Annotated in this window: 18 protein-coding genes; 7 read left to right on the top strand and 11 right to left on the bottom strand. The window is 67.0% G+C overall.

The annotated features are described in order from the left end of the window. Nucleotides 1-3 precede the first annotated feature (3 nt). From A5733_RS14905 to A5733_RS14880, 6 genes are all read right to left on the bottom strand, one after another. The gene (locus tag A5733_RS14905; protein WP_067766775.1) at nucleotides 4-315 is read right to left on the bottom strand and encodes a hypothetical protein; all 312 of its coding nucleotides are present in this window, start codon (nucleotides 313-315) and stop codon (nucleotides 4-6) included. 17 nt (nucleotides 316-332) lie between these two features. Further along, nucleotides 333-488, bottom strand: a complete 156-nt coding sequence (locus tag A5733_RS27950) for a hypothetical protein (protein ID WP_085980328.1) — start codon at nucleotides 486-488, stop codon at nucleotides 333-335. A gap of 261 nt (nucleotides 489-749) precedes the next feature. Beyond that, nucleotides 750-2969: an acyl-CoA dehydrogenase gene (locus tag A5733_RS14895; RefSeq protein ID WP_067766778.1), complete on the bottom strand. Its 2220-nt coding sequence runs from the start codon at nucleotides 2967-2969 to the stop codon at nucleotides 750-752. Nucleotides 2970-3055: 86 nt separating this feature from the next. After that, a complete protein-coding gene (locus A5733_RS14890) occupies nucleotides 3056-4045 on the bottom strand; it encodes a 2-hydroxyacid dehydrogenase (protein WP_197508203.1) in 990 nt (329 codons plus the stop codon). Beyond that, on the bottom strand, nucleotides 4021-5142 hold the full coding sequence (locus A5733_RS14885; protein ID WP_067766781.1) for an alpha/beta hydrolase: 1122 nt from the start codon (nucleotides 5140-5142) through the stop codon (nucleotides 4021-4023). Before A5733_RS14885 ends, A5733_RS14890 begins: the two co-directional genes overlap by 25 nt. Continuing rightward, nucleotides 5139-5768, bottom strand: coding sequence for a TetR/AcrR family transcriptional regulator (locus tag A5733_RS14880; RefSeq protein ID WP_067766784.1), 630 nt, complete (start codon nucleotides 5766-5768; stop codon nucleotides 5139-5141). Before A5733_RS14880 ends, A5733_RS14885 begins: the two co-directional genes overlap by 4 nt. 97 nt (nucleotides 5769-5865) lie before the next feature. Here A5733_RS14880 and A5733_RS14875 point away from each other — a divergent pair, with 97 nt between their 5' ends. After that, entirely contained in the window at nucleotides 5866-6444 is a 579-nt protein-coding gene (locus tag A5733_RS14875) for a VOC family protein (RefSeq protein WP_067766787.1), read from the top strand. Between the two features lie 134 nt (nucleotides 6445-6578). Here A5733_RS14875 and A5733_RS14870 read toward each other — a convergent pair whose 3' ends face one another. The 3 genes from A5733_RS14870 to A5733_RS14860 are packed head-to-tail and all read right to left on the bottom strand — an operon-like array spanning nucleotide 6579 to nucleotide 8933. After that, on the bottom strand, nucleotides 6579-7364 hold the full coding sequence (locus A5733_RS14870) for an SAM-dependent methyltransferase (protein ID WP_067765192.1): 786 nt from the start codon (nucleotides 7362-7364) through the stop codon (nucleotides 6579-6581). A 28-nt stretch (nucleotides 7365-7392) separates the two neighbouring features. Next, complete coding sequence (locus A5733_RS14865) at nucleotides 7393-8274, bottom strand: alpha/beta fold hydrolase (RefSeq protein ID WP_067765190.1); 882 nt, start codon at nucleotides 8272-8274, stop codon at nucleotides 7393-7395. 44 nt (nucleotides 8275-8318) lie between these two features. Beyond that, a complete protein-coding gene (locus tag A5733_RS14860; RefSeq protein WP_067765187.1) occupies nucleotides 8319-8933 on the bottom strand; it encodes a TetR/AcrR family transcriptional regulator in 615 nt (204 codons plus the stop codon). Between the two features lie 76 nt (nucleotides 8934-9009). Between A5733_RS14860 and A5733_RS14855 the strand changes: the two genes are divergently transcribed. Beyond that, nucleotides 9010-9915 (top strand): oxygenase MpaB family protein, encoded by a 906-nt coding sequence (locus tag A5733_RS14855; protein ID WP_067765185.1) that lies wholly within the window; start codon nucleotides 9010-9012, stop codon nucleotides 9913-9915. On the opposite strand, the gene A5733_RS14850 is transcribed toward A5733_RS14855, so the two are convergent. Continuing rightward, nucleotides 9912-10337 carry a type II toxin-antitoxin system VapC family toxin gene (locus A5733_RS14850; protein WP_067765183.1) on the bottom strand — a complete coding sequence of 142 codons (426 nt, stop codon included), beginning with the start codon at nucleotides 10335-10337 and terminating at the stop codon, nucleotides 9912-9914. The two genes, A5733_RS14855 and A5733_RS14850, sit on opposite strands and share 4 nt — an antisense overlap. Nucleotides 10338-10343: 6 nt before the next feature. Further along, nucleotides 10344-10601: an antitoxin gene (locus A5733_RS14845; protein ID WP_076240670.1), complete on the bottom strand. Its 258-nt coding sequence runs from the start codon at nucleotides 10599-10601 to the stop codon at nucleotides 10344-10346. 70 nt (nucleotides 10602-10671) lie between these two features. Between A5733_RS14845 and A5733_RS14840 the strand changes: the two genes are divergently transcribed. The 5 genes from A5733_RS14840 to A5733_RS14820 all read left to right on the top strand — a co-directional run bounded on the left by A5733_RS14840 (nucleotide 10672) and on the right by A5733_RS14820 (nucleotide 19359). Further along, complete coding sequence (locus A5733_RS14840) at nucleotides 10672-11577, top strand: class I SAM-dependent methyltransferase (RefSeq protein WP_067765173.1); 906 nt, start codon at nucleotides 10672-10674, stop codon at nucleotides 11575-11577. Nucleotides 11578-11763: 186 nt separating this feature from the next. After that, nucleotides 11764-13533, top strand: a complete 1770-nt coding sequence (gene eccA, locus A5733_RS14835) for a type VII secretion AAA-ATPase EccA (protein ID WP_067765171.1) — start codon at nucleotides 11764-11766, stop codon at nucleotides 13531-13533. Beyond that, a complete protein-coding gene (gene eccB / locus A5733_RS14830; protein WP_076240669.1) occupies nucleotides 13530-15083 on the top strand; it encodes a type VII secretion protein EccB in 1554 nt (517 codons plus the stop codon). The genes eccA and eccB overlap by 4 nt, the downstream gene beginning before the upstream one ends. Continuing rightward, nucleotides 15080-19048: a type VII secretion protein EccCa gene (gene eccCa, locus A5733_RS14825; protein ID WP_076240668.1), complete on the top strand. Its 3969-nt coding sequence runs from the start codon at nucleotides 15080-15082 to the stop codon at nucleotides 19046-19048. The genes eccB and eccCa overlap by 4 nt, the downstream gene beginning before the upstream one ends. Further along, the gene (locus tag A5733_RS14820) at nucleotides 19048-19359 is read left to right on the top strand and encodes a PE family protein (RefSeq protein ID WP_067765164.1); all 312 of its coding nucleotides are present in this window, start codon (nucleotides 19048-19050) and stop codon (nucleotides 19357-19359) included. The genes eccCa and A5733_RS14820 overlap by 1 nt, the downstream gene beginning before the upstream one ends.

The raw sequence follows: 19359 nt of genomic DNA, 5'->3' as shown, positions 1-19359 counted from the left end.
GCGCTAATCGAGCAGCGCTGAGCCCGGTACGGCCAGGCACACCAGCGACAAGGCCAGCAGGAACCAGCCTGCTGCCTGCCAGATCGGCCACGTGCCCTCGGCTTTCCACACCTGGTACGTGCGGAAGAAGGCGCCGACGCCGCCGACGAACAGGATCGTCGGCACGAGCGTTGCCGAGAGTGTGGAGCGGTCAAAGGCATAGAAACCCAGAGCCACGCCCGCTACGGCGACGACGGCGACCACATAACCCACCGCAGAGCGAAACATCTGCGGGTCGTGCCAACGCTTTTCGACGTCGTTCCTGTCGCTGCTCATCAAGTCAACTCACATCGTCACGGCGGCCCGTTGATATACCAGGCCAGGCAACCCGGCCGGTCGCGGCACGCGATGATGGCGCCGGCATCGGGTGCCGACCCGCGGACCCGCGGCGGCCTGGGTTGCAGGTTGCAGTTCACCACGTAGGGGTTCCACGGAATGACGCCGTTCACACATGGCTCGGCCTGAATTTCGGTAGACCCCGGTGACCCTTGCCCCCACACAGCGGTTGGGGTGACGACGACCGCGACCGCCGCTGCGCCCACTGCTACCGAGCGCAGAATGCGGTGTCGTGACGTGCTCATCATTGAGTGTCAACCGTTTCTGGTAGCCGTCTATTTCGACGGTACGCCTGGCACCCTCGGCGAGCAGACGTAAACCCGTACCAAAACCGGCATTTTGGTACGGGTTTATGTCTTTTCGCGGGAAGACGGTTACGGGTCGCGGGGCAGGCCGAGCAGGCGTTCGGCGATGATGTTGAGCTGCACCTCGGTGGTACCGCCGTAGATCGTGGTCGCCCGGCTGGCCAACAGGTACTCGGCCCAGCGGCCGTACTCCTGGTCGGGATCGCCGATGGCGCCGTCGGTGCCGAAGGAGGCCACCGCGAACTCCGCGTAACCCTGGCCGGTCTTCATCGACAGCAGCTTCGAGATCGCCGCGGCGGGCATCGCGTCACCGCCGGCCAGCGTCAGCAGGGTGGAGCGCAGGTTGAGCACCTTGGCGGCATGCCCTTCGGCGATCAGCTGGCCCGCCCGGTTCTGGTCGATCTGGTCGAACTGCCCCGCACCGAGGAACGCCACGAACTGATCGAGATTGGCCAAGAACGGCGGCTCACTGCTACCGATCGACACCCGCTCGTTGGTCAACGTGTTGCGGCTGACCTCCCAGCCGCGGTTGACCTCGCCGAGCACCATGTCGTCGGGCACGAACACATCGTCGATGAACACCGTGTTGAACATGGCGTTGCCGGTGAGCTCGCGCAGCGGCTTGACCTCGACACCCTCGCTGTTCATGTCGAGCAGGAAGTAGGTGATGCCCTGATGTTTCGGAGCGCTCGGGTCGGTGCGGGCCAGCAGGGCGCCCCATTGCGAGAACTGGGCTCCCGTCGTCCAGATCTTCTGCCCGGTGATCCGCCAGCCGCCGTCGACCTTGGTGGCCTTGGTGGTCAGGCTGGCCAGGTCCGAACCGGCGCCCGGCTCGGAAAACAGCTGACACCAGATCATCTCGCCGCGGAACGTCGGCGGCAGGAACCGCTGCTTCTGCTCGTCGGTGCCGAACGCCACGATCGACGGGATGATCCAGGAGGCGATGCCCATCTGCGGGCGCTTGACCCGGCCGGTGCTGAACTCCTGGGCGATGATGATCTGCTCGATCGGTTCCGATGCCCGGCCCCACGGCTTGGGCAGGTGGGGTTGCACCCAGCCGCCCTCGGCGATCGCGGTATTGCGCTCGGATCCGCTCGGAATCGCTTTGAGCGCAGCGACTTCCGCGCGGATCTCGTCACGCAGCTTTTCGGTGTCGGGATCCAGGTCGATGTCGACCGGACGCATACCGGTGGCGGTCGCGGTGTCGACCACCAGTTGCGGGTAGTCCGCGGCGCGCCCGAAGCACGCGGCCAGCACGAGCGCGCGCCGGTAGTACACGTTGGTGTCGTGTTCCCAGGTGAATCCGATGCCGCCGTGCACCTGGATGCAGTCCTGGGTGGTGTGTTGCGCGGCGGCGGGTGCCAGGGTGGCGGCCACTGCCGCGGCGAACTCGAAATGGGTTTCTGCCGAGCCGTTTTCCTGCACTTCGTCGAGCGCGCGGGCCGCATCCCAGACTGCCGCGGTGGCCCGTTCGGTCTCGGCGATCATGCCGGCACATTTGTGCTTGATCGCCTGGAACTGGCCGATCGGCCTGCCGAACTGCTCACGGATCTTGGCGTAACCGGTCGCGGTGTCGGTGGCCCAGCGTGCGACGCCGATGGCCTCGGCGGACAACAGCGTCGAGATCAATGCCCGAGCCCGCGCGGTGTCCAGGTTGGCCAGCACGCGCTCGGCCTCTTCGTCGGAGCTGACCTCGACGGCGTTGGCCCGCACATGCGCCAGCGGACGCAGCGGATCGACACTGCGCACCGGCTCGATCTCGAGTTGAGCGGCGTCCAGCACCACCCACTCCACCCCGGAGTCGATCGCGACCGGGAGCACCAGCACCGAGGCTTGTGCCGCGGCCGGCACCGCCCGTGCCTCTCCGCGGATCACCAGACTCTCGCCGTGGCGCGTCGCGGTCAGGCCGGAGTCGATGGCGTAGGCGGCGATGGTGTCACCGGAAGCCAGGCCGGTGAGGATCTTCGCCTCGGGGTTGTTGGCGGAGATCAAGGCGCCGGCGATCGCCGAGGGCACGAACGGCCCCGGCACCGCGCCGTAGCCGAACTCGGCCAGCGTGATGGCCAGTTCGAGAATGCCGAAGCCTTGCCCGCCAACGGCTTCCGACAGGTGCACACCCTGCAGACCCTGATCGGCCGCGGCTTTCCAATACGGCGGAGGGTTGGGGATGGGGTGTTGCCAATCCGCGTCGATCGCTTCGTGCAGCACCTCTGACGGTGCTACCCGGGCTACCAGCGAGCGAACCGAATCGGCCAGATCGCTGTGCTCAGACGTGATCGCAAGGGGCATGTGGTACCTCCATCAGGGGGCATTTCTCCAATAACCGGTCGGTTGGGCCGAGGGTACTCCGACGTGACGAGCGCCACTGCGGCGGCCTAACTCGTCCCGTTCACTACGTGTGCGAGCGGCTCCCCGTCACGGATCCGACGGCAGTTGTCGATCGCCATGGTCAGATAACGCCGCATGGTGTCGACCGTGTGCCAGGTGACGTGTGGGGTCAGCACTACGTTGGGCAGCTCAAGTAGGGGATTGCCGGGCGGCACCGGCTCCTCGGCGAACACATCCAGCCCGGCTGCCGCCAACGCGCCGGTGCGCAGTGCCTCGACGAGGGCGGGCTCGTCGATGATCGGCCCTCGCGCGGTGTTGACCACGACGGCACCGGGCTTCATCGTCGCCAAGGCCTCACGGTCGAGCAATCCACGGGTCGCGTCGGTCAACGGCAGATGCAGCGAGATGATGTCGCTGGCGGCCAGCAGATCCGGCAGGCTGCGCCACTGCGGATGACCGGTGTCGCGAGTACTGGTGTGGATCACCTGGGCCGGGTCGGCGCCCATGGCGACGACGATCTTCTCGACGCGCTTGGCGACGTTGCCGTAGCCGAGCAGGCCGACCGTGCAGCCACTGATGTCGCGGACGGTCTCACCCAGAGTGTGATCCGACGGCCACCCCGCCCCGGTGCGGGTGGCGCGGTCGAGCTCGGGTAGCCGGCGCAGCGCGGCCAGCATGAGCAGCACGGTGCCCTCGGCCACCGAGGGCGCGTTGGCGCCGGGCATGTTGGCCACCAGGATGCCGAGCCGGTCGGCGGTATCCACGTCGATGGTGTTCACGCCGGCGCCCAGTTTGTGCACCAGTCGCAGTCGCAGCCCGCGCTGCAGATCGTCGCCGGAGACCGGACGCAGGACGTGCCAGAGCACCTCGGCGGTGGGCAGCTCGCGGTAGAACGTAGCGTCGTCGTCCTCGTCGCAGAATCGGACGTCCAGCCAGTCCTGATGGGGCGCAAGGAGATCCAACACTTTGTCGCCCGGGGTGAAATGTGCCAGGACCCTGATCGGTCCCGGGTTCACCGCCACCGCTTCGTGATCCATGCGGCGATGGTATCGGCCTGTTCATCGCGGGCGCCCGGGGTGGTGAAGTAATGATCGGTGTCGATCGAGCACTGTTCCTTGTCCGTGCTCGCGAGTGCGTCGTAGATGCGTTTGGCGTCCGACGGATACACGCCGGTGTCTTGGTCGGCATTGATCACCAGCGCCGGACAGGTGATCCGGGCCAGATGCGGTTCGGCGCGTGTCTGCGCGTGCCGCAGGCTCCACATGCCGATCCAGTTGCGCAGGGTGGTGGCCGCGGCGATGCCGCGGGTCGAGCGGTTCGCCTTGACGGGGGTTCCGGCATAACAGAGGTTGGCCTGCCGGTTGGTGGGCTCGATCGCTGGATCCACCATCCTGGGGTCGGCCCAGGTGCGCATGACGGTGAACGGGCGGTCCGAATATCCGGCAGCCCGTACCTTTTTGAGCTCGTCGGTGGCCCAGTCGGTGATCTTGTCGTTGCGTGCCACCTGGGCTGCGCGGTAGCGGGTGACGAAGTCGGCCGAGAAGGGCGGACCGTTGCGCTCGTCGAACAGGTCGAGTTCGGGATCACTGGCGATGGCGTCGTTCTCGTCGATCACCGAGGCGTCCATCCACGCGGTCAGCACATCCGGGCGCCCGGGGTGGGCCGCGCTGGCCACATACCCGTCGGCTCGTGGCAGATCGGTCAGTCCCGCGGCCGGCCGCATGCCGTCCAGCGGCGTGATGTGGTGGTCCTTGGATTGGGCCTGGTAGGCGGCCATGAGTGAGCCGCCACCGGAGTTACCCAGCAGGACAACGGTTTCGACACCCTGCTGTTCGCGGAGCCAGCGCACACCCACACCGATGTCGACGAGTGCGTGGTCGAGCAGGAAGCTGCTCTCGAAGCCGCGGAATCGGGTGTTCCAGCCGAGGAAGCCGATGCCCCTGGCGGCCAGGTAGTCCGCGATGTAGTGCTCCGAGAAGTCGATCTGGTAGTGCGTGGCGATGACGGCCACTGTGGGTTTGTGCGCTGCGTTCCGGTAATAGAGGCCCTGGCACGGGTACCCGCCGGCGCCGGCGCGTTGAGCGGTCGGCGATTCCAGGCCGATGAACTCGCGGACCACCTCCGGCTGGTTCATGTGTGGGGTCTCTCCTCGTGGTAGATGGTCCGGTAGAACACATTGGCCAGGGTGGTGATGCAGGCCGCGTCGTCGGCGACGGCGTCACGACCGCCGGACAGTTGGGTGTAGCAGAACTGGTTGAGCATCGACACCAGTGCCACCGCGGTCAGGTGGGCGTCATCATCGGGGCAAAACCCTTGCTGCTGAGCGTGTTTGACCATCCCGGTGATCATCGCGATCGGCAGTTGGCAGATCTCGTCCCAGTATTCGGCGAAGTCGTCGTCGACCATCGCCATCTGGGACACGCTGATGATTTCGGCCAGGCGGTGCCGGTAGGTCATCCAGTGTGCGGAGGCGGCCTGGTAGCTGCGTTCCCAGTTGGACAGATTCGGTGCGGTGGCGGGCAGTGCGCGTTCGCGGGCCTCGTTGCGGAACCGCAGGGCCCATTCGCGGACCATGGCCTCTTTCGAGGCGTAGTAGTTGTAGAACGACGCGGCGGAGCGGCCCGCCTCGGAGGCGATGTCGGAGATCGTCGTGGCCAGGATGCCCTTGCGGGCGACCACCGTGCGGGCTGCGTTGTCGATCGCCGCCTGGGTTTGGCGGCCGCGCGCGGTCGGCAGGGGGGTACGAGGGCTGACGGTCACGTGTTTCCTCACTCCATTGATCACATCTGAATCTGATGTTAGATTCAGATTCGCAGCCGCGCCAGTCCTCGGCGCGTTCGCCCGGAGGTGTATCGACGTGATCAAGCCTGACAATCCCAACCCGGAGTTCGAGTTCGGCGGCATCAACCATGTGGCGTTGGTCTGCGCCGACATGGCCCGCACGGTGGACTTCTACACCAACGTCCTCGGCATGCCGCTGATCAAATCGCTGGACCTGCCCGGGGACATGGGCCAGCACTTCTTCTTCGATGCAGGCAACGGCGATTGCATCGCGTTCTTCTGGTTCCGCGATGCCCCCGACGGGGTGCCGGGCATCTCGGCGCCGGCGGCGATCCCGGGTATCGGCGAATTCGTCAGCGCCACCGGCTCGCTCAACCACATCGCGCTGCACGTACCTGCGGAGAAGTTCGACGAGTACCGGGAAAAGCTCAAGGCCAAGGGTGTTCGCGTCGGCCCGGTGCTCAACCACGACGACAGCCCGATGCAGGCCTCGGCGACCGTGCATCCCGGGGTGTATGTGCGGTCGTTCTACTTCCTCGATCCCGACGGAATCACGCTGGAATTCGCCTGCTGGACCAAGGAGTTCACCGACAACGACGCGCAGACGCCACCCAAGACCGCGGCGGATCGACGTCCGCCGGTGGCCGCCGGCTGACGTCCCATGCTTCGAAAGTGAACTTGTTGTCGAAGATCCGGCGTATTTTCAGCAACAAGTTCACGCTCGACGACGTTTGCCGCTTACGGCTTGGTGGCGACGACGAAGTACCCGCGCGGCACGCCCGGAACATCCTAGGGCACTGCGGGGGCGAACCACCGGTTCCACTTGTTGCCCGGCTCGGCCACGTCGGTGACGACCGCCGACCAGCCCAGCGGTTCGCACAGTTGCTCTGGGGAGTCGGTCCCGAACAACCATGGCGCCCCGTTACGGGACATCTGTTCGCGGACCGCTGCCAGCATCACGCTGTCCAGCAGGACCTTGCCGACGATGTCGTAGAGCAGCGCCGAACCAGGCGCCGAGAGCGCGTCGACCCGCTCGAACAGCGCGTGCACAGCGCTCTCGTCGAGGTACTGCAGTAGCCCTTCCATCAGCCAGACGGTCGGCGCGTCCGGATCAAAGCCGTTGGCCCGCAACGTATCAGTCCAGTCTTCCGTAAGGTCGACGCCGATCCCCACCCGTCGGCAACGCGGTTGGTCCCCGGCCAACGCCTCAGCCTTGGCCGCGATCACCGCGGGTTGGTCGAGTTCGTACACCGTGGTGCCGTCGGGCCACGCCAGCCGGTAGGCGCGGGCATCGAGGCCCGCGGCCAGGATCACCACCTGCCGCACCGGTGGCACGGCATTCAACAGTGCCTCGTCCCAGAAGCGGGTGCGCACCACGATCTGCAGGGTCGACTTGTCGCCGGAGACAGCAACGGCGTCGGCAAGCATCCGCTGCCCGGACTCACCGGCCAGCTTCTCGGCGAACGGATCGGTGAAAAGCCGGTCGGGACGGCTGTTTTCCGCCGCGCGGATGGCTGCCACCAGCACGCCCGTATCGGCTACCGCCTGGCCTGGCGACTGCTCGGAGTTGGTCATCTCCCCATCATGCGTGGTCCACTGCTGATCACATACAGCTTTCGACTACCTGTTGCACTGCTGCGGTGACCGCGCTCGGCTCGTCGAGATGGATGTTGTGGCCACAGTCCAAGATGACATGGCTCCCACGTGGCAGCGCATCGGCCAACGATCGGTGACTGGCGATGAGGGCGGCCTGAATCTTCGCCATGGGCTTCGGAACTCGGGTGCTGCTCATCACGACCGCCGGGAGGTCGGGAAGCGAGACAGCCGCAACGCCATCATGGTCGAGAGTGGTCAGCCACCCCCGCGCCTCGCGCTTCCGGGCCTGTCCACCGGCCCGGGTGAACTCACAGCCTTTGATGTCGTCGGCGAATCCGGGTGGGGAGATTCGGTCGATGAACCGACCGCCCACCTGCTGCAGCAACCCGACCCGGGCTGCGATCCGCATCGAGAGGTCGATAGCTTTCAACGAAGTCCGGTACCAGAGCCCGTGCAGTTGCGGTACGTCAAGGGCGATTGAGTCAACGAGTACGAGTCCGGCAACGCACTCAGGCCTTCGGGCGGCCGCATATTGCGCAACCAGCCCGCCCAAGCTGTGGCCGACAATGACGAATTTCCTTGCTCCCCATACTGATGCTGCGTCGAGAATGACTTCGAGGTCATCGGTAAGGCGGGCTACTGTCCGGGGCGCTGAGTCGGCCTCGCTGCATCCGTAACCGGCGCGGTCGTACACGACGGTGTTCGCGAATCGGGCGATATCGGGTTGCACGAGTGCCCACAACCCGTGGGCGCAGCCCAGGCCGGACTCAAACGCCACTGTGATGTCAGATCCGCGGTCCTTCGCGATGTAGTGCAAAGTTCGGGCGTCGGGTGTCGTCGCAGAGGACACCTGGCCGAACGGGTTGGCAGCGCCGGTCAGGGAGCCCATGGGCTCATCTAATCAAAGTCGGGTTCGCGGGCCCGCCCGGCACGTCAACTCCCCGGCTGTTGCATGCCGGCCACTGCGTCGAGCATCGAACGCAGCTGGTTGATGAGCTGTTCGGGGGTCAGCGCGACCTCACCGGACAGCCACGCGCTGATCGTCTGGGTCACCCCGCCGACCGCGAAGTATGACGTGGCTTTGAGGTAGTCGTTGGCAGGCAGCTGCAGGGCATCGCCGGCGTGCTGACCGAGCAGCGTCGCGAACAGCGCCGTGGATTGCACGCGCTTGCGGGTCAGAACCTCGTTGGACAGTTTGACGCTGAACAGCAGCCGCCCGATGCGGCGATCCTGGGCGATCAGGTGCACGATGTTCGCCATTCCGGCCATGGTCTGCTCGGGCAGCGGGACGGCGTCGACGGCGGCCTGGGTGGACGTCGCGATATCGGCGATCACCCAGTCGTAGACGGCCCCGATGAAGTCGTCCTTGTCGGCGAAGCTCTCGTAGAAATACCGTGCGGCCAACCCGGCGGTGCGACAGACGGCACGCACCGTCACCTCGGCGTCCTCGGCTCCGAGCAGGTCCAAGCCGGCTTCCAGCAGCTGGCTGCGCCGTTGCGCGACGCGGTCGGCCGCTTCGACGCCGCGGTACGGGCGGACCTGCTTCATCCCCATATCTTGACACCTGTCAGACTGCCAGGCCAGTATCAGGAAACAGATGTTCTCAGTTCTAGAAGGGGTGGCCATGACGGTCAGCGAACCGGTGCCGCATGTTGTCGAACGGTCGATGAGCGAGTCGTTGACGCCGGGGTCTGCGCCCAGGCGCCGTCGGCGTGGTGCGAGTTTCGACGACGGGCTGATGGGCGTGGCGTTGTTGGCCGGCCCGGCCAACGTCATCATGCAGCTGGCCAACCCGGGCGTGGGCTACGGCGTCGTCGAGAGCCGCGTCGAGAGCGGGCGTACGGATCTGCACCCGATCAAGCGGGCCAGGACCACGTTCACCTACCTGGCGGTGGCCACCCGCGGCACCGATGCCCAGAAGGCGGCCTTCCGGCGTGCGGTCAACAAGGCGCACGCGCAGGTGTACTCCACCAAGGAAAGCCCGGTGCAGTACAACGCTTTCGACAAGAACCTGCAGCTGTGGGTCGCCGCCTGCCTGTACAAGGGCGGGGTTGACGTGTTCCGGATGTTCGTCGGCGAGTTGGACGACGAGACCGCCGATCGGCATTACCGCGACAGCGTGACGATGGGCACGACGTTGCAGGTGCCCGAGGAGATGTGGCCGGCCGACCGGGCCGCGTTCGACCGGTACTGGGAAGAATCGCTCGAGAAACTGCACATCGATGACACCGTGCGCTCCTACCTCTATCCGATCGCGGCGGGCCGACCCAAGAAGCCGGTGCTGCCCCGCGCGATTCAGCGCCGCCTCGACGCGACCGCCCTGCTGATCACGACGGGATTCCTGCCGCAGCGCTTCCGGGACGAGATGCAGTTGCCGTGGGATGCCAAGCGTCAGAAGCGATTCGACCGGCTGATCGCGGTGCTGCGCACGGTCAACGACCTGCTGCCCTCGTTCCTGCGACAGTTCCCGTTCAACCTGCTGCTCAAGGACCTCGACTGGCGCATCCGCACCGGCCGTCCGCTCGTTTAAATCGGACGCAGGTGCTGCACCGAGGTAAACCGGGCGAAATCCCGATCAAGCGTGACCACGTCGCAGTGGTGTTCGGCGGCGATCGCGGCAAGGACGGCGTCGGGGATCAGATCGCCGGCCGCGTCGGCTTCATCGCACAACTCTTGCAGTAGGGCCAGATGGCGCGGGCCGGGCCCGACCCGTAGGTGGTTGGGCTGCGCGTCCACTGCGGTGATGAAGGCGAATGCCTCGCGACGCGGTGACGGAACCTCGAAGATCCGGCGATTGGTGGCCAGCCGGAGAAATGATCCCCACACCATGGCCGGAACCGCGAAAGGTTCTGCGGTGTCGAGCATGTGGTCGAACCACGCCCGGACGGATGCGTGGTCAGGGTGATCTCCGCGATGGACGGCGAGCACCACATTGACGTCGAGGAGAAGCACGCGCTGTTACCGCCGCGCGTTGAGGTCGACGCCCTCGTCGAGGGCCTCGTGCAGTGCCCGGTTGGACCGCAGGTCTATGCCTGGGCGTGGCCCGCTACCGCCGGTGAACGCCGGGACCGCGAGCCGTGGTGCGGCCTGGGAATCCGCCGCCAGTTCACGGCGCAGCGCGTCCTCGACGAGAGAGCCGAGTGTCTGACCCCGTTGCTGCGCGCGACGCTTGGCCGCGGCTAGCAGTTCGTCGGCGATGGCAATGGTGGTGCGCATGATGTCAATATACGCGCATCACACGCATCACTTAGGTCGGCTGTCAGAATCGCGGCGTACCCTCGCGCTCGTGAACAGCGAGGGTAGAACAGACAACGACAACTGGGACATCACGACGAGCGTCGGACAGACCGCGTTATTCGTCGCTGCGTCAAGGGCATTGGAGGCGCGCAAGGCCGATCCCTTGGCCGTCGACCGGCATGCCGAGGTGTTCTGCCGTGCCGTCGGTGGCGACTGGACGGCCGCGGTCGAGGGCACCGACCCCGAGCATCCTCTGCGCACCGAGTTCGGGGAGAGCTTCGTCAACTTCCAGGGGGCCCGTACGAAGTACTTCGACGAGTACTTCACCCGGGCCATCGATGCGGGCGTCAAACAGGTCGTGCTGTTGGCCGCCGGGCTGGATTCGCGGGCCTACCGGCTGCCGTGGGCCGACGGCACCGTGGTCTACGAGTTGGACCGACCCCGGGTGCTCGAGTTCAAGCGCGAGACCATGGCCCGGCACGGCGAAGTGCCGACGGCAGAGCGGCGCGAGGTGGCGATCGACTTGCGGGAGGACTGGCCGGCCGCCCTTCGCGCCGCCGGTTTCGACCCGTCGGAGCCCTCGGCGTGGATCGCCGAAGGGTTGTTGATCTATCTGCCTGCCGCAGCACAGGAACGGTTGTTTGCTGGCATCGACGGGTTGGCCGCGCCGGGCAGCTTCGTCGGCATCGAGGAGGCGACGCCGATCCCGGCCGAGGCATTCGAGGCCAAGCGCGCCGAAGCGCTGGCTTCCGGTGACGAGAATGCGTTCTTCACCCTGGTGTACAACGAGCAGCACGCTCCCGCTGAGCAGTGGTTCGGTGCGCGCGGCTGGGATGCGAGTCCGACGCCCCTACATGCGTATTTGGCCAAAAACGGCCGCCCGGTTCCGGCTCCGGATTCCGAGGCGGGCCTGATGACGGGAACTATCACCCTGGCGGTCGCGACCAAAAGGTGAGGCAGTTCACGAGCTAGCCCGTACAGGTGCCTCTCGACAGTTAAGTTATGCAATGCTAACTTCAGCAAAAGTTAGCTTAGCCATACATAAGGGAGAGGGACGGGGGCTTTGTCGCTCCCGTGCACACATATGGGTAGTGACACGCTTGCCGCTCCGCCTCACGGAGCACCCCGGCTCGATCGCGATGTGATCAGCCGCTTCGCCACATGTTGTCGTGCGCTCGGCCTGACGGTGAACGACCGGCAGCGGCCGGCTGATTTCGCTGCGGCCCGGGGCGGCTTCGCCGGCCTGACGCGCATCGCGCACGACCATTGCGACGCGTGGACGGGGCTGGCCGCTGCGGGTGACGTGTCGGGTCCGGTGATCGACGCGGTGTGGCGTACCCGGGCCAGCGCCGGGCTGCTGCAGCGGGAGATCGACCTGTCCGCCGGCGATCTCGGATTCACCTACGACACCGGGCTGTATCTGCAGTTCCGGGCCACCGACGTGGACGACTTCCAGCTTGCCTACGCCGCCCGGATCGCCTCGGCCGGCTCTCCTGCCGAGGCCGACGCGCTGGTGGGCAAGGTGCTCACCCGCCGGCCCGGATGGCTGAACGCCACCTGGCTGCGGGTGGCGATCAACCATCGTGCGCAGCGGTGGTCTGACGTGGTGCGCCTGCTGACGCCGGTCGTCACCGATCCCTCGCTCGACGAGGTCACCTCACACGCCGCGCGGGTCACCCTGGGCATCGCCCTGGCCCGTCTCGGCATGCTGGCACCGGCGCTGTCCTATCTGGAGGATCCGTCCGGCCCCATCGCCGTGGCCGCACTCGACGGTGCGCTCGCCAAGGCGCTGACCTTGCGCGCGCAGGGTGAGGAAGAGGACGCGGCAGAGGTGCTGCAGGATCTCTTCGCCGCGCACCCGGAGAACAAGCAGGTCGAAGACGCCTTGTCGGATCCGACCTTCGGGCTGCTGATCACCACCGCCGCCCGCATCGACGCCAGGACGGATCCATGGGATCCCGAGACCGAACCGTCGGAGTCCGACTTCGTCGACCCGGGCGCCAAGGAACGCAAGGCGCACCTGCTCGTCGAGGCAGAGGCTGAGCTGGCCGAGTTCATCGGTCTGGAAGAAGTGAAGTTTCAGGTAGCCCGGCTGAAAAGCTCGGTCGCCATGTCGATCCGGCGTCAGGAACGCGGGCTGGCCGTGGCGCAGCGCACCAACCACTTGGTGTTCGCCGGCCCGCCCGGAACCGGTAAGACCACCATCGCGCGTGTCGTCGCCAAGATCTATTGCGGCTTGGGGCTTCTGAAGAAGGAAACGGTCCGCGAGGTGCACCGTGCCGACCTGATCGGTCAGCACATCGGCGAGACCGAGGCCAAGACCAACGCCATCATCGACAGTGCGCTCGACGGTGTGCTGTTCCTCGATGAGGCCTACGCCCTGGTGTCCACCGGCGCCAAGAACGACTTCGGTCTGGTTGCCATCGACACGTTGCTGGCCCGCATGGAGAACGACCGCGACCGGCTGGTCGTGATCGTTGCGGGGTACCGCAAGGACCTCGACATGTTCCTGGACACCAACGAAGGTCTGCGCTCCCGCTTCACCCGCAGCATCGATTTCCCGTCGTACTCGTCCTCGGAACTCGTCGAGATCGCCGAGCGGATGGCCGAGAAGCGCGACAGCACGTTCGAGAAGGCCGCGCACGACGAGATGGAGCGGCTCTTCGGCTACCTGGCGGAGGCCACCACGCCCGACGCCAACGGTGTGCCGCGGCGCAGCCTGGACATCGCCGGTAACGGTCGTTTCGTCCGCAACCTGGTCGAGCGTTCCGAGGAGGAGCGCGAGTACCGCCTCGATCACTCCGACCATGACGACTTCACCGACGAGGAGATGATGACGATCACCGCCGGTGACGTGAACAACTCGGCTGCCCCGCTGCTGCGCGGCCTGGGTCTGACGGTGCCGGCATGACCGCGCCGGAAAACGACGACCGTCGTTCGTTCAGCTCCCGCACCCCGACCAACGAGAACCCAGACCAGGTGTCCTACCGGCGCGGCTTTGTGACCAAGAACCAGGTCACCGGCTGGCGATTTGTCCAGCGCCGCATCGCTTCTGGCGTGGCGTTGCACGACACCCGGATGCTGGTCGACCCGCTGCGCACGCAGAGCCGGGCCGTGCTGACCGGGGCCCTGATCCTGGTCACCGGACTGATCGGTTGTTTTCTGTTCTCCCTGTTCCGGCCGGGCGGAGTCGCCGGCAACGACGCGATACTGGCCGACCGGTCGACCGCGGCGCTGTATGTGCGGGTCGGTGAGCAGCTGCATCCGGTGCTGAACCTGACCTCGGCGCGGCTGATCTCCGGCAAGTCGGACAACCCCACCACGGTCAAGACCAGCGAGATCGACAAGTTCCCGCGGGGCAACCTGCTGGGCATTCCGGGCGCGCCCGAGCGCATGGTCCAAAGCGGCGCGAGTGCCGCCGACTGGACGGTCTGCGATGCGGTGTCAGGTGCCAACGCCGGCGTGACGGTGATCGCCGGTGAGCTCGCGAGCGGCGAAGGACGTGCGTTGCCGCTGACGTCCGATCAGGCTGTGCTGGTACACAATCCGGTCGGACCGACCCCGGGTGACTGGCTGCTGTGGGACGGCAGGCGCAGCCCGATCGACCTGGCCAACCGCGCGGTCACTGATGCGCTCGGTCTCGGCGCGCAGATCCCGGCGCCCCGACTGATCGCGGCCGGGCTGTTCAACGCCATTCCCGAGTCGTCGGCACTGACGGCGCCGCCCATCGCCGCCGCCGGCGCGCCGACGAGTTACGCGTTGTCGACCCCGGTGCCCGTCGGCGGTGTGGTCGCTGCCTACGACGCCGACAACACCGCCCGCTACTACGCGGTGCTGTCCGACGGTCTGCAGCCGGTCTCGCCGGTGCTGGCCTCGATTCTGCGCAACACCAACTCCTACGGACTGGACCAGGCTCCGCGGATCGGTCCCGACGAGGTATCTCGGATGCCCGTCTCCCATGCGATCGACACCACCGGATACCCGGACGCACCGGTGTCGTTGGTGTCGCCGTCCGCGGCGCCGGTCACCTGCGCGCAGTGGATCAAGCCGGCGGGTGCCACCGAGAGCTCGCTGTCGGTGCTTGCGGGTGCGACACTGCCGGTGCGCGACGGTCTGCGCACCGTCGACCTGGTCGGGGCCGGCAGCAATGGCACCGCCTCCCGGGTGGCGCTGACCCCCGGTAGCGGCTATTTCGTACAGACCGTCGGGGCCGAGCCCGGGTCGCCGACCGCAGGCTCGTTGTTCTGGGTGAGTGACACTGGTGTCCGCTACGGCATCGACACCGCAGGTGACGACAAAATCGTTGCGGCGCTTGGTCTTACCTCACCTGCCCTGCCCATCCCCTGGTCGATTCTGACGCAGTTCGCGGCCGGTCCGACCCTGTCCCGTGGCGACGCCCTGACCGCACATGATGCGCTGTCGGTCAACGCCAATGCTGCCCGCCTGGAGGCAACGCGATGAGTAGGTTGATCTTCGAGCACCAGCGCAGGCTGGCCCCGCCGACCACCCGCAAGGGCACGATCACGATCGAGCCGCCGCCCCAGTTGGAGCGGATCGTCCCGCCGTCGCTGCTCCGCAGGGTCTTGCCATACCTGATCGTCATCCTGATCGTCGGCATGATCGTGGCGCTGTTCGCCACCGGCATGCGGATGATCTCGCCGACCATGCTGTTCTTCCCGTTCGTGCTGTTGTTGGCCGCCACCGCGCTCTACCGGGGCGGCGGCAACAAGATGCGTACCGAGGAGGTCGATGCCGAACGCGCCGACTATCTGCGCTACCTGTCGGTGGTCCGCGACAACGTCCGCGCCCACGCCGCCGAGCAGCGCAAGGCGCTGGAGTGGTCGCACCCGAATCCCGAAGTGCTGGCGACCATTCCCGGCACCCGACGTCAGTGGGAGCGCGACCCGCGCGACCGTGACTTCCTGGTGCTGCGCGCCGGGCTGCACGACGTGCCGCTGGATGCCGCGCTGAAGGTCAAGGACACCGCCGACGAGATCGACCTGGAACCGGTGTCGCACAGTACGCTTCGCGGTCTGCTCGATGTGCAGCGCACCGTGCGCGACGCCCCGACGGGCATCGACGTCACCAAGCTCGCCCGGATCACCGTCATCGGTGAGGCCGACGAGGTCCGCGACGCGCTGCGGGCCTGGATCGCACAGGCCGTCACCTGGCATGACCCGACCATGCTGGGGGTGGCGCTGGCCGCACCCAACGTGGACGGCGCGGACTGGTCCTGGCTGAAATGGCTGCCGCACGTGGACGTTCCGAACCAGGCCGACGGTGTCGGTCCGGCTCGGTACCTGACCAACAGCGTCGCTGAGCTGCGTGGACAACTCGATTCGGCCCTGGCCGGCCGGCCCGCGTTCCCGGCTGAGGCGGATCAGGCCCTGAAGCACCTGCTGGTGGTGCTCGACGATCCGGAGGCCGATCCCGACGACATCGCGCGCAAGCCCGGGCTGACCGGGGTGACCGTGATCCACCGCAGCGACAAGCTGCCCAACCGTGAGCAGTACCCCGATCCGGAGCGACCGATCCTGCGGGTCACCGAGGGCCGCCTCGAGCGTTGGCAGAGCAGCGGTTGGCAGCCCTACGTCGACCAGGCCGACCGGCTGTCGGCCGCCGAGGCCGCCCACATCGCGCGGCGGTTGTCGCGCTGGGATTCCAACCCCGGCTACGTGCGCTCCACCGCCACCGGCGGCGCGACGTTCACCACGCTGCTGGACATTCCGGATGCCGCGGCGCTGGACGTGGCCAGCCTGTGGGCCCCGCGCAACCGTGACGACGAACTGCGCGTGCCGATCGGCGTCACCGCCACCGGCGAGCCGCTGTACTTCGACCTCAAGGACGAGGCCGAAGGTGGCATGGGCCCGCACGGCCTCATGATCGGTATGACCGGCTCGGGCAAGTCCCAGACCCTGATGTCGATCCTGTTGTCGCTGTTGACCACTCACTCGGCCGAGCGACTCATCGTGATCTACGCCGACTTCAAGGGTGAGGCCGGCGCCGACATCTTCCGCAACTTCCCGCAGGTCGTCGCGGTCATCTCGAACATGGCCGAGAAGCGGTCGCTGGCCGACCGGTTCGCCGACACCCTGCGCGGTGAGGTGTCCCGTCGTGAGCAGCTGCTCAAGGAGGCCGGCCGCCGGGTGCAGGGCAGCGCCTTCAACTCGGTCACCGAGTACGAGGCGGCCATCGCGGCCGGGCACGATCTGCCCCCGATGCCGACGCTGTTCGTGGTGGCCGACGAGTTCACCCTGATGCTCGCCGAGCATCCCGAGTACGCGGACCTGTTCGATTACGTCGCCCGCAAGGGTCGCTCGTTCCGCATCCACATCCTGTTCGCGTCGCAGACGCTGGACGTGGGCCGGATCAAGGACATCGACAAGAACACGTCGTACCGGATCGGCCTGAAGGTGGCCAGCCCCAGCATCTCTCGTCAGATCATCGGGGTCGAGGACGCCTACCACATCGAATCGGGTCGTGAGCACAAGGGCGAAGGCTTCCTGGTGCCGGCTCCCGGTGCGGTGCCGATCAAGTTCCGCAGCACCTACGTCGACGGAATCTACGATCCGCCGCGCGCCGAGAAGTCGATCGTGGTGCGCGCCCTGCCGCAGCCGCAGCTGTTCACCGCCTCGCGCGTCGAGCCCGAGCCCGACACTGTCATCGTCACGAACGAGCCCGAGATCGATATCGCCCCACCGCGCAAGCTGATCGCCACCATCGGTGACCAGCTGGCCACCTACGGCCCGCAGGCACCCAAGCTGTGGTTGCCGCCGCTGGACGACGCGATCGCGCTGGACGACGTGCTGGCCCGCACCGACATCGAAGCCGGCCAATTGCGTTGGCCGTTGGGCGAGATCGACAAGCCGTTCGAGATGCGCCGGGACCCGCTGGTGTTCGACGCCAACTCGTCGGCGGCCAACATGCTGATTCACGGTGGTCCGCGATCGGGCAAGTCGACGGCGTTGCAGACCTTCGTCCTGTCCGCGGCCGCCCTGCACTCGCCGAGCGAAGTGAGCTTCTACGTCCTGGACTACGGCGGCGGACAGCTCGCCGGCCTGGCCGAGCTGGCCCATGTCGGCAGTGTGGCCACCCCGCTGGAGCCCGAGCGCATCCGCCGGACCTTCGGCGAGCTCGAGCAACTGCTGCGGGCGCGTCAGCAGCAGGGCGCGGTGAGCCGGGTCGGTCGTTATGCCGACGGGTATGGCGAAGTCTTTTTGATCATCGACAACCTGTACGCCTTCAGCCGGGACAACACCGACACCTTCAACACCCGTAACCCGTTGCTGGCCAAGGTGACCGAGCTGGCCAATGCCGGGCTGGCCTATGGCATCCACGTCGTGATCACCACACCGAACTGGCTGGAGGTGCCGCTGGCCATGCGCGACGGGCTGGGCCTGCGGCTGGAACTCAAGCTGCACGACAGCCACGACAGCATCGTGCGGGTGGTCGGTGCGATGCGCCGTCCGGCCGAGTCGGTGCCGGCCGATCAGCCGGGCCGCGGCCTGACCATGGCCGCCGAACACTTCCTGTTCGCCGAGCCTCAGCTGTCCGACATCGCCGTCATCAACGCCCGCTACCCGGGACAGAGCGCACCGCCGGTGCGGCTGTTGCCGACCCAACTGGCCCCGGCCGCGCTGGCCCCGCTGTACCCCGGGCCCGAGCAGGTGGTCATCGGTCAGCGCGAAGAAGACCTGGCGCCGGTGCTGCTCGATTTCAAGCACAACCCGTTGTTGGCGGTCTTCGGTGATGCGCGGTCCGGTAAGACCACGCTGCTGCGCCACATCATCCGGACCATCCGGGAGAATTCCCGGCCGGACGAGGTCGCCTTCACCGTCATCGACCGACGGCTGCACCTGGTGGAGGAGCCGTTGTTCCCGGACAACGAGTACACGGCCAACATCGACCGGGTGCTGCCCGCGATGCTCGGCCTGTCGGCCCTCATCGAAAACCGCCGCTCGCCGGCCGGTTTGAGCCCGCAGGAGCTCAGCGCCTGGGACTACCGGTCCGGGGCCGACACCCACACCCACTACCTGATCGTCGACGACGTCGACCAGATCCCGGACGGGCCCGCGGTCAGCGGACAGTTCGTCGGGCAGCGACCGTGGACCAACATCGTGAACCTGTTGGCCGAGGCGTCGGATCTGGGGCTGCGCGTCATCGTGACGGCCCGGGCCACCGGATCGGCACATGCCGTGATGACCGCCCCGCTGCTGCGTCGCCTCAACGACCTGCAGGCCACGACGCTGATGCTGTCCGGCAATCCGGCCGACAGCGGCAAGCTCCGCGGGCACCGGTTCGCCCGGTTCCCGGCCGGGCGCGGCATGTTGCTGGGTGACGGTGACGCACCTGAATTCGTCCAACTCGTGAACCCACTCATCGATGACGCGGCACTGTCCGTGAACAACGGGAGAAAGGAATTCTGATGACATTGCGGGTAGTTCCGGAAGGATTGACCGCGGCCAGTGCGGCCGTGGAGGCGCTCACCGCGCGTCTGGCCGCCGCTCACGCCGCGGCCGCCCCCCTGGTCTCGGCGGTGATCCCGCCGGCCGCCGACGCCGTATCCCTGCAGACCGCAACCGGTTTCAGTGCCCACGGTGCCCAGCACACGACGGTCGCCGCCCAAGGCGTCGAAGAACTCGGCCGCTCGGGCGCAGGTGTCGCCGAGTCCGGCGCCAGCTACATGACCGGCGACGCGATGGCCGCGTCGTCGTACCTGACTGCGCGCGGTCTCTGA

The sequence above is a fragment of the Mycobacterium sp. NS-7484 genome (assembly GCF_001953975.1).
Taxonomy (GTDB): Bacteria; Actinomycetota; Actinomycetes; order Mycobacteriales; family Mycobacteriaceae; genus Mycobacterium.
Note: the sequence above shows the minus strand (reverse complement) of the source record. Positions and strands in the feature narration are given on the sequence as shown.

What these genes read in the sequence shown, in the direction of transcription:
- eccCa (WP_076240668.1), top strand. Translation starts at nt 15,080, where the DNA reads ATGAGTAGGTTGATCTTCGAGCACCAGCGCAGGCTGGCCCCGCCGACC.
- A5733_RS14895 (WP_067766778.1), bottom strand. Translation starts at nt 2,969, where the DNA reads ATGCCCCTTGCGATCACGTCTGAGCACAGCGATCTGGCCGATTCGGTT.
- A5733_RS14820 (WP_067765164.1), top strand. Translation starts at nt 19,048, where the DNA reads ATGACATTGCGGGTAGTTCCGGAAGGATTGACCGCGGCCAGTGCGGCC.
- A5733_RS14905 (WP_067766775.1), bottom strand. Translation starts at nt 315, where the DNA reads ATGAGCAGCGACAGGAACGACGTCGAAAAGCGTTGGCACGACCCGCAG.
- eccB (WP_076240669.1), top strand. Translation starts at nt 13,530, where the DNA reads ATGACCGCGCCGGAAAACGACGACCGTCGTTCGTTCAGCTCCCGCACC.
- A5733_RS14885 (WP_067766781.1), bottom strand. Translation starts at nt 5,142, where the DNA reads ATGAACCAGCCGGAGGTGGTCCGCGAGTTCATCGGCCTGGAATCGCCG.
- A5733_RS14865 (WP_067765190.1), bottom strand. Translation starts at nt 8,274, where the DNA reads ATGGGCTCCCTGACCGGCGCTGCCAACCCGTTCGGCCAGGTGTCCTCT.
- A5733_RS14845 (WP_076240670.1), bottom strand. Translation starts at nt 10,601, where the DNA reads ATGCGCACCACCATTGCCATCGCCGACGAACTGCTAGCCGCGGCCAAG.
- A5733_RS14860 (WP_067765187.1), bottom strand. Translation starts at nt 8,933, where the DNA reads ATGAAGCAGGTCCGCCCGTACCGCGGCGTCGAAGCGGCCGACCGCGTC.
- A5733_RS14890 (WP_197508203.1), bottom strand. Translation starts at nt 4,045, where the DNA reads ATGGATCACGAAGCGGTGGCGGTGAACCCGGGACCGATCAGGGTCCTG.
- A5733_RS14870 (WP_067765192.1), bottom strand. Translation starts at nt 7,364, where the DNA reads ATGACCAACTCCGAGCAGTCGCCAGGCCAGGCGGTAGCCGATACGGGC.
- A5733_RS14855 (WP_067765185.1), top strand. Translation starts at nt 9,010, where the DNA reads ATGACGGTCAGCGAACCGGTGCCGCATGTTGTCGAACGGTCGATGAGC.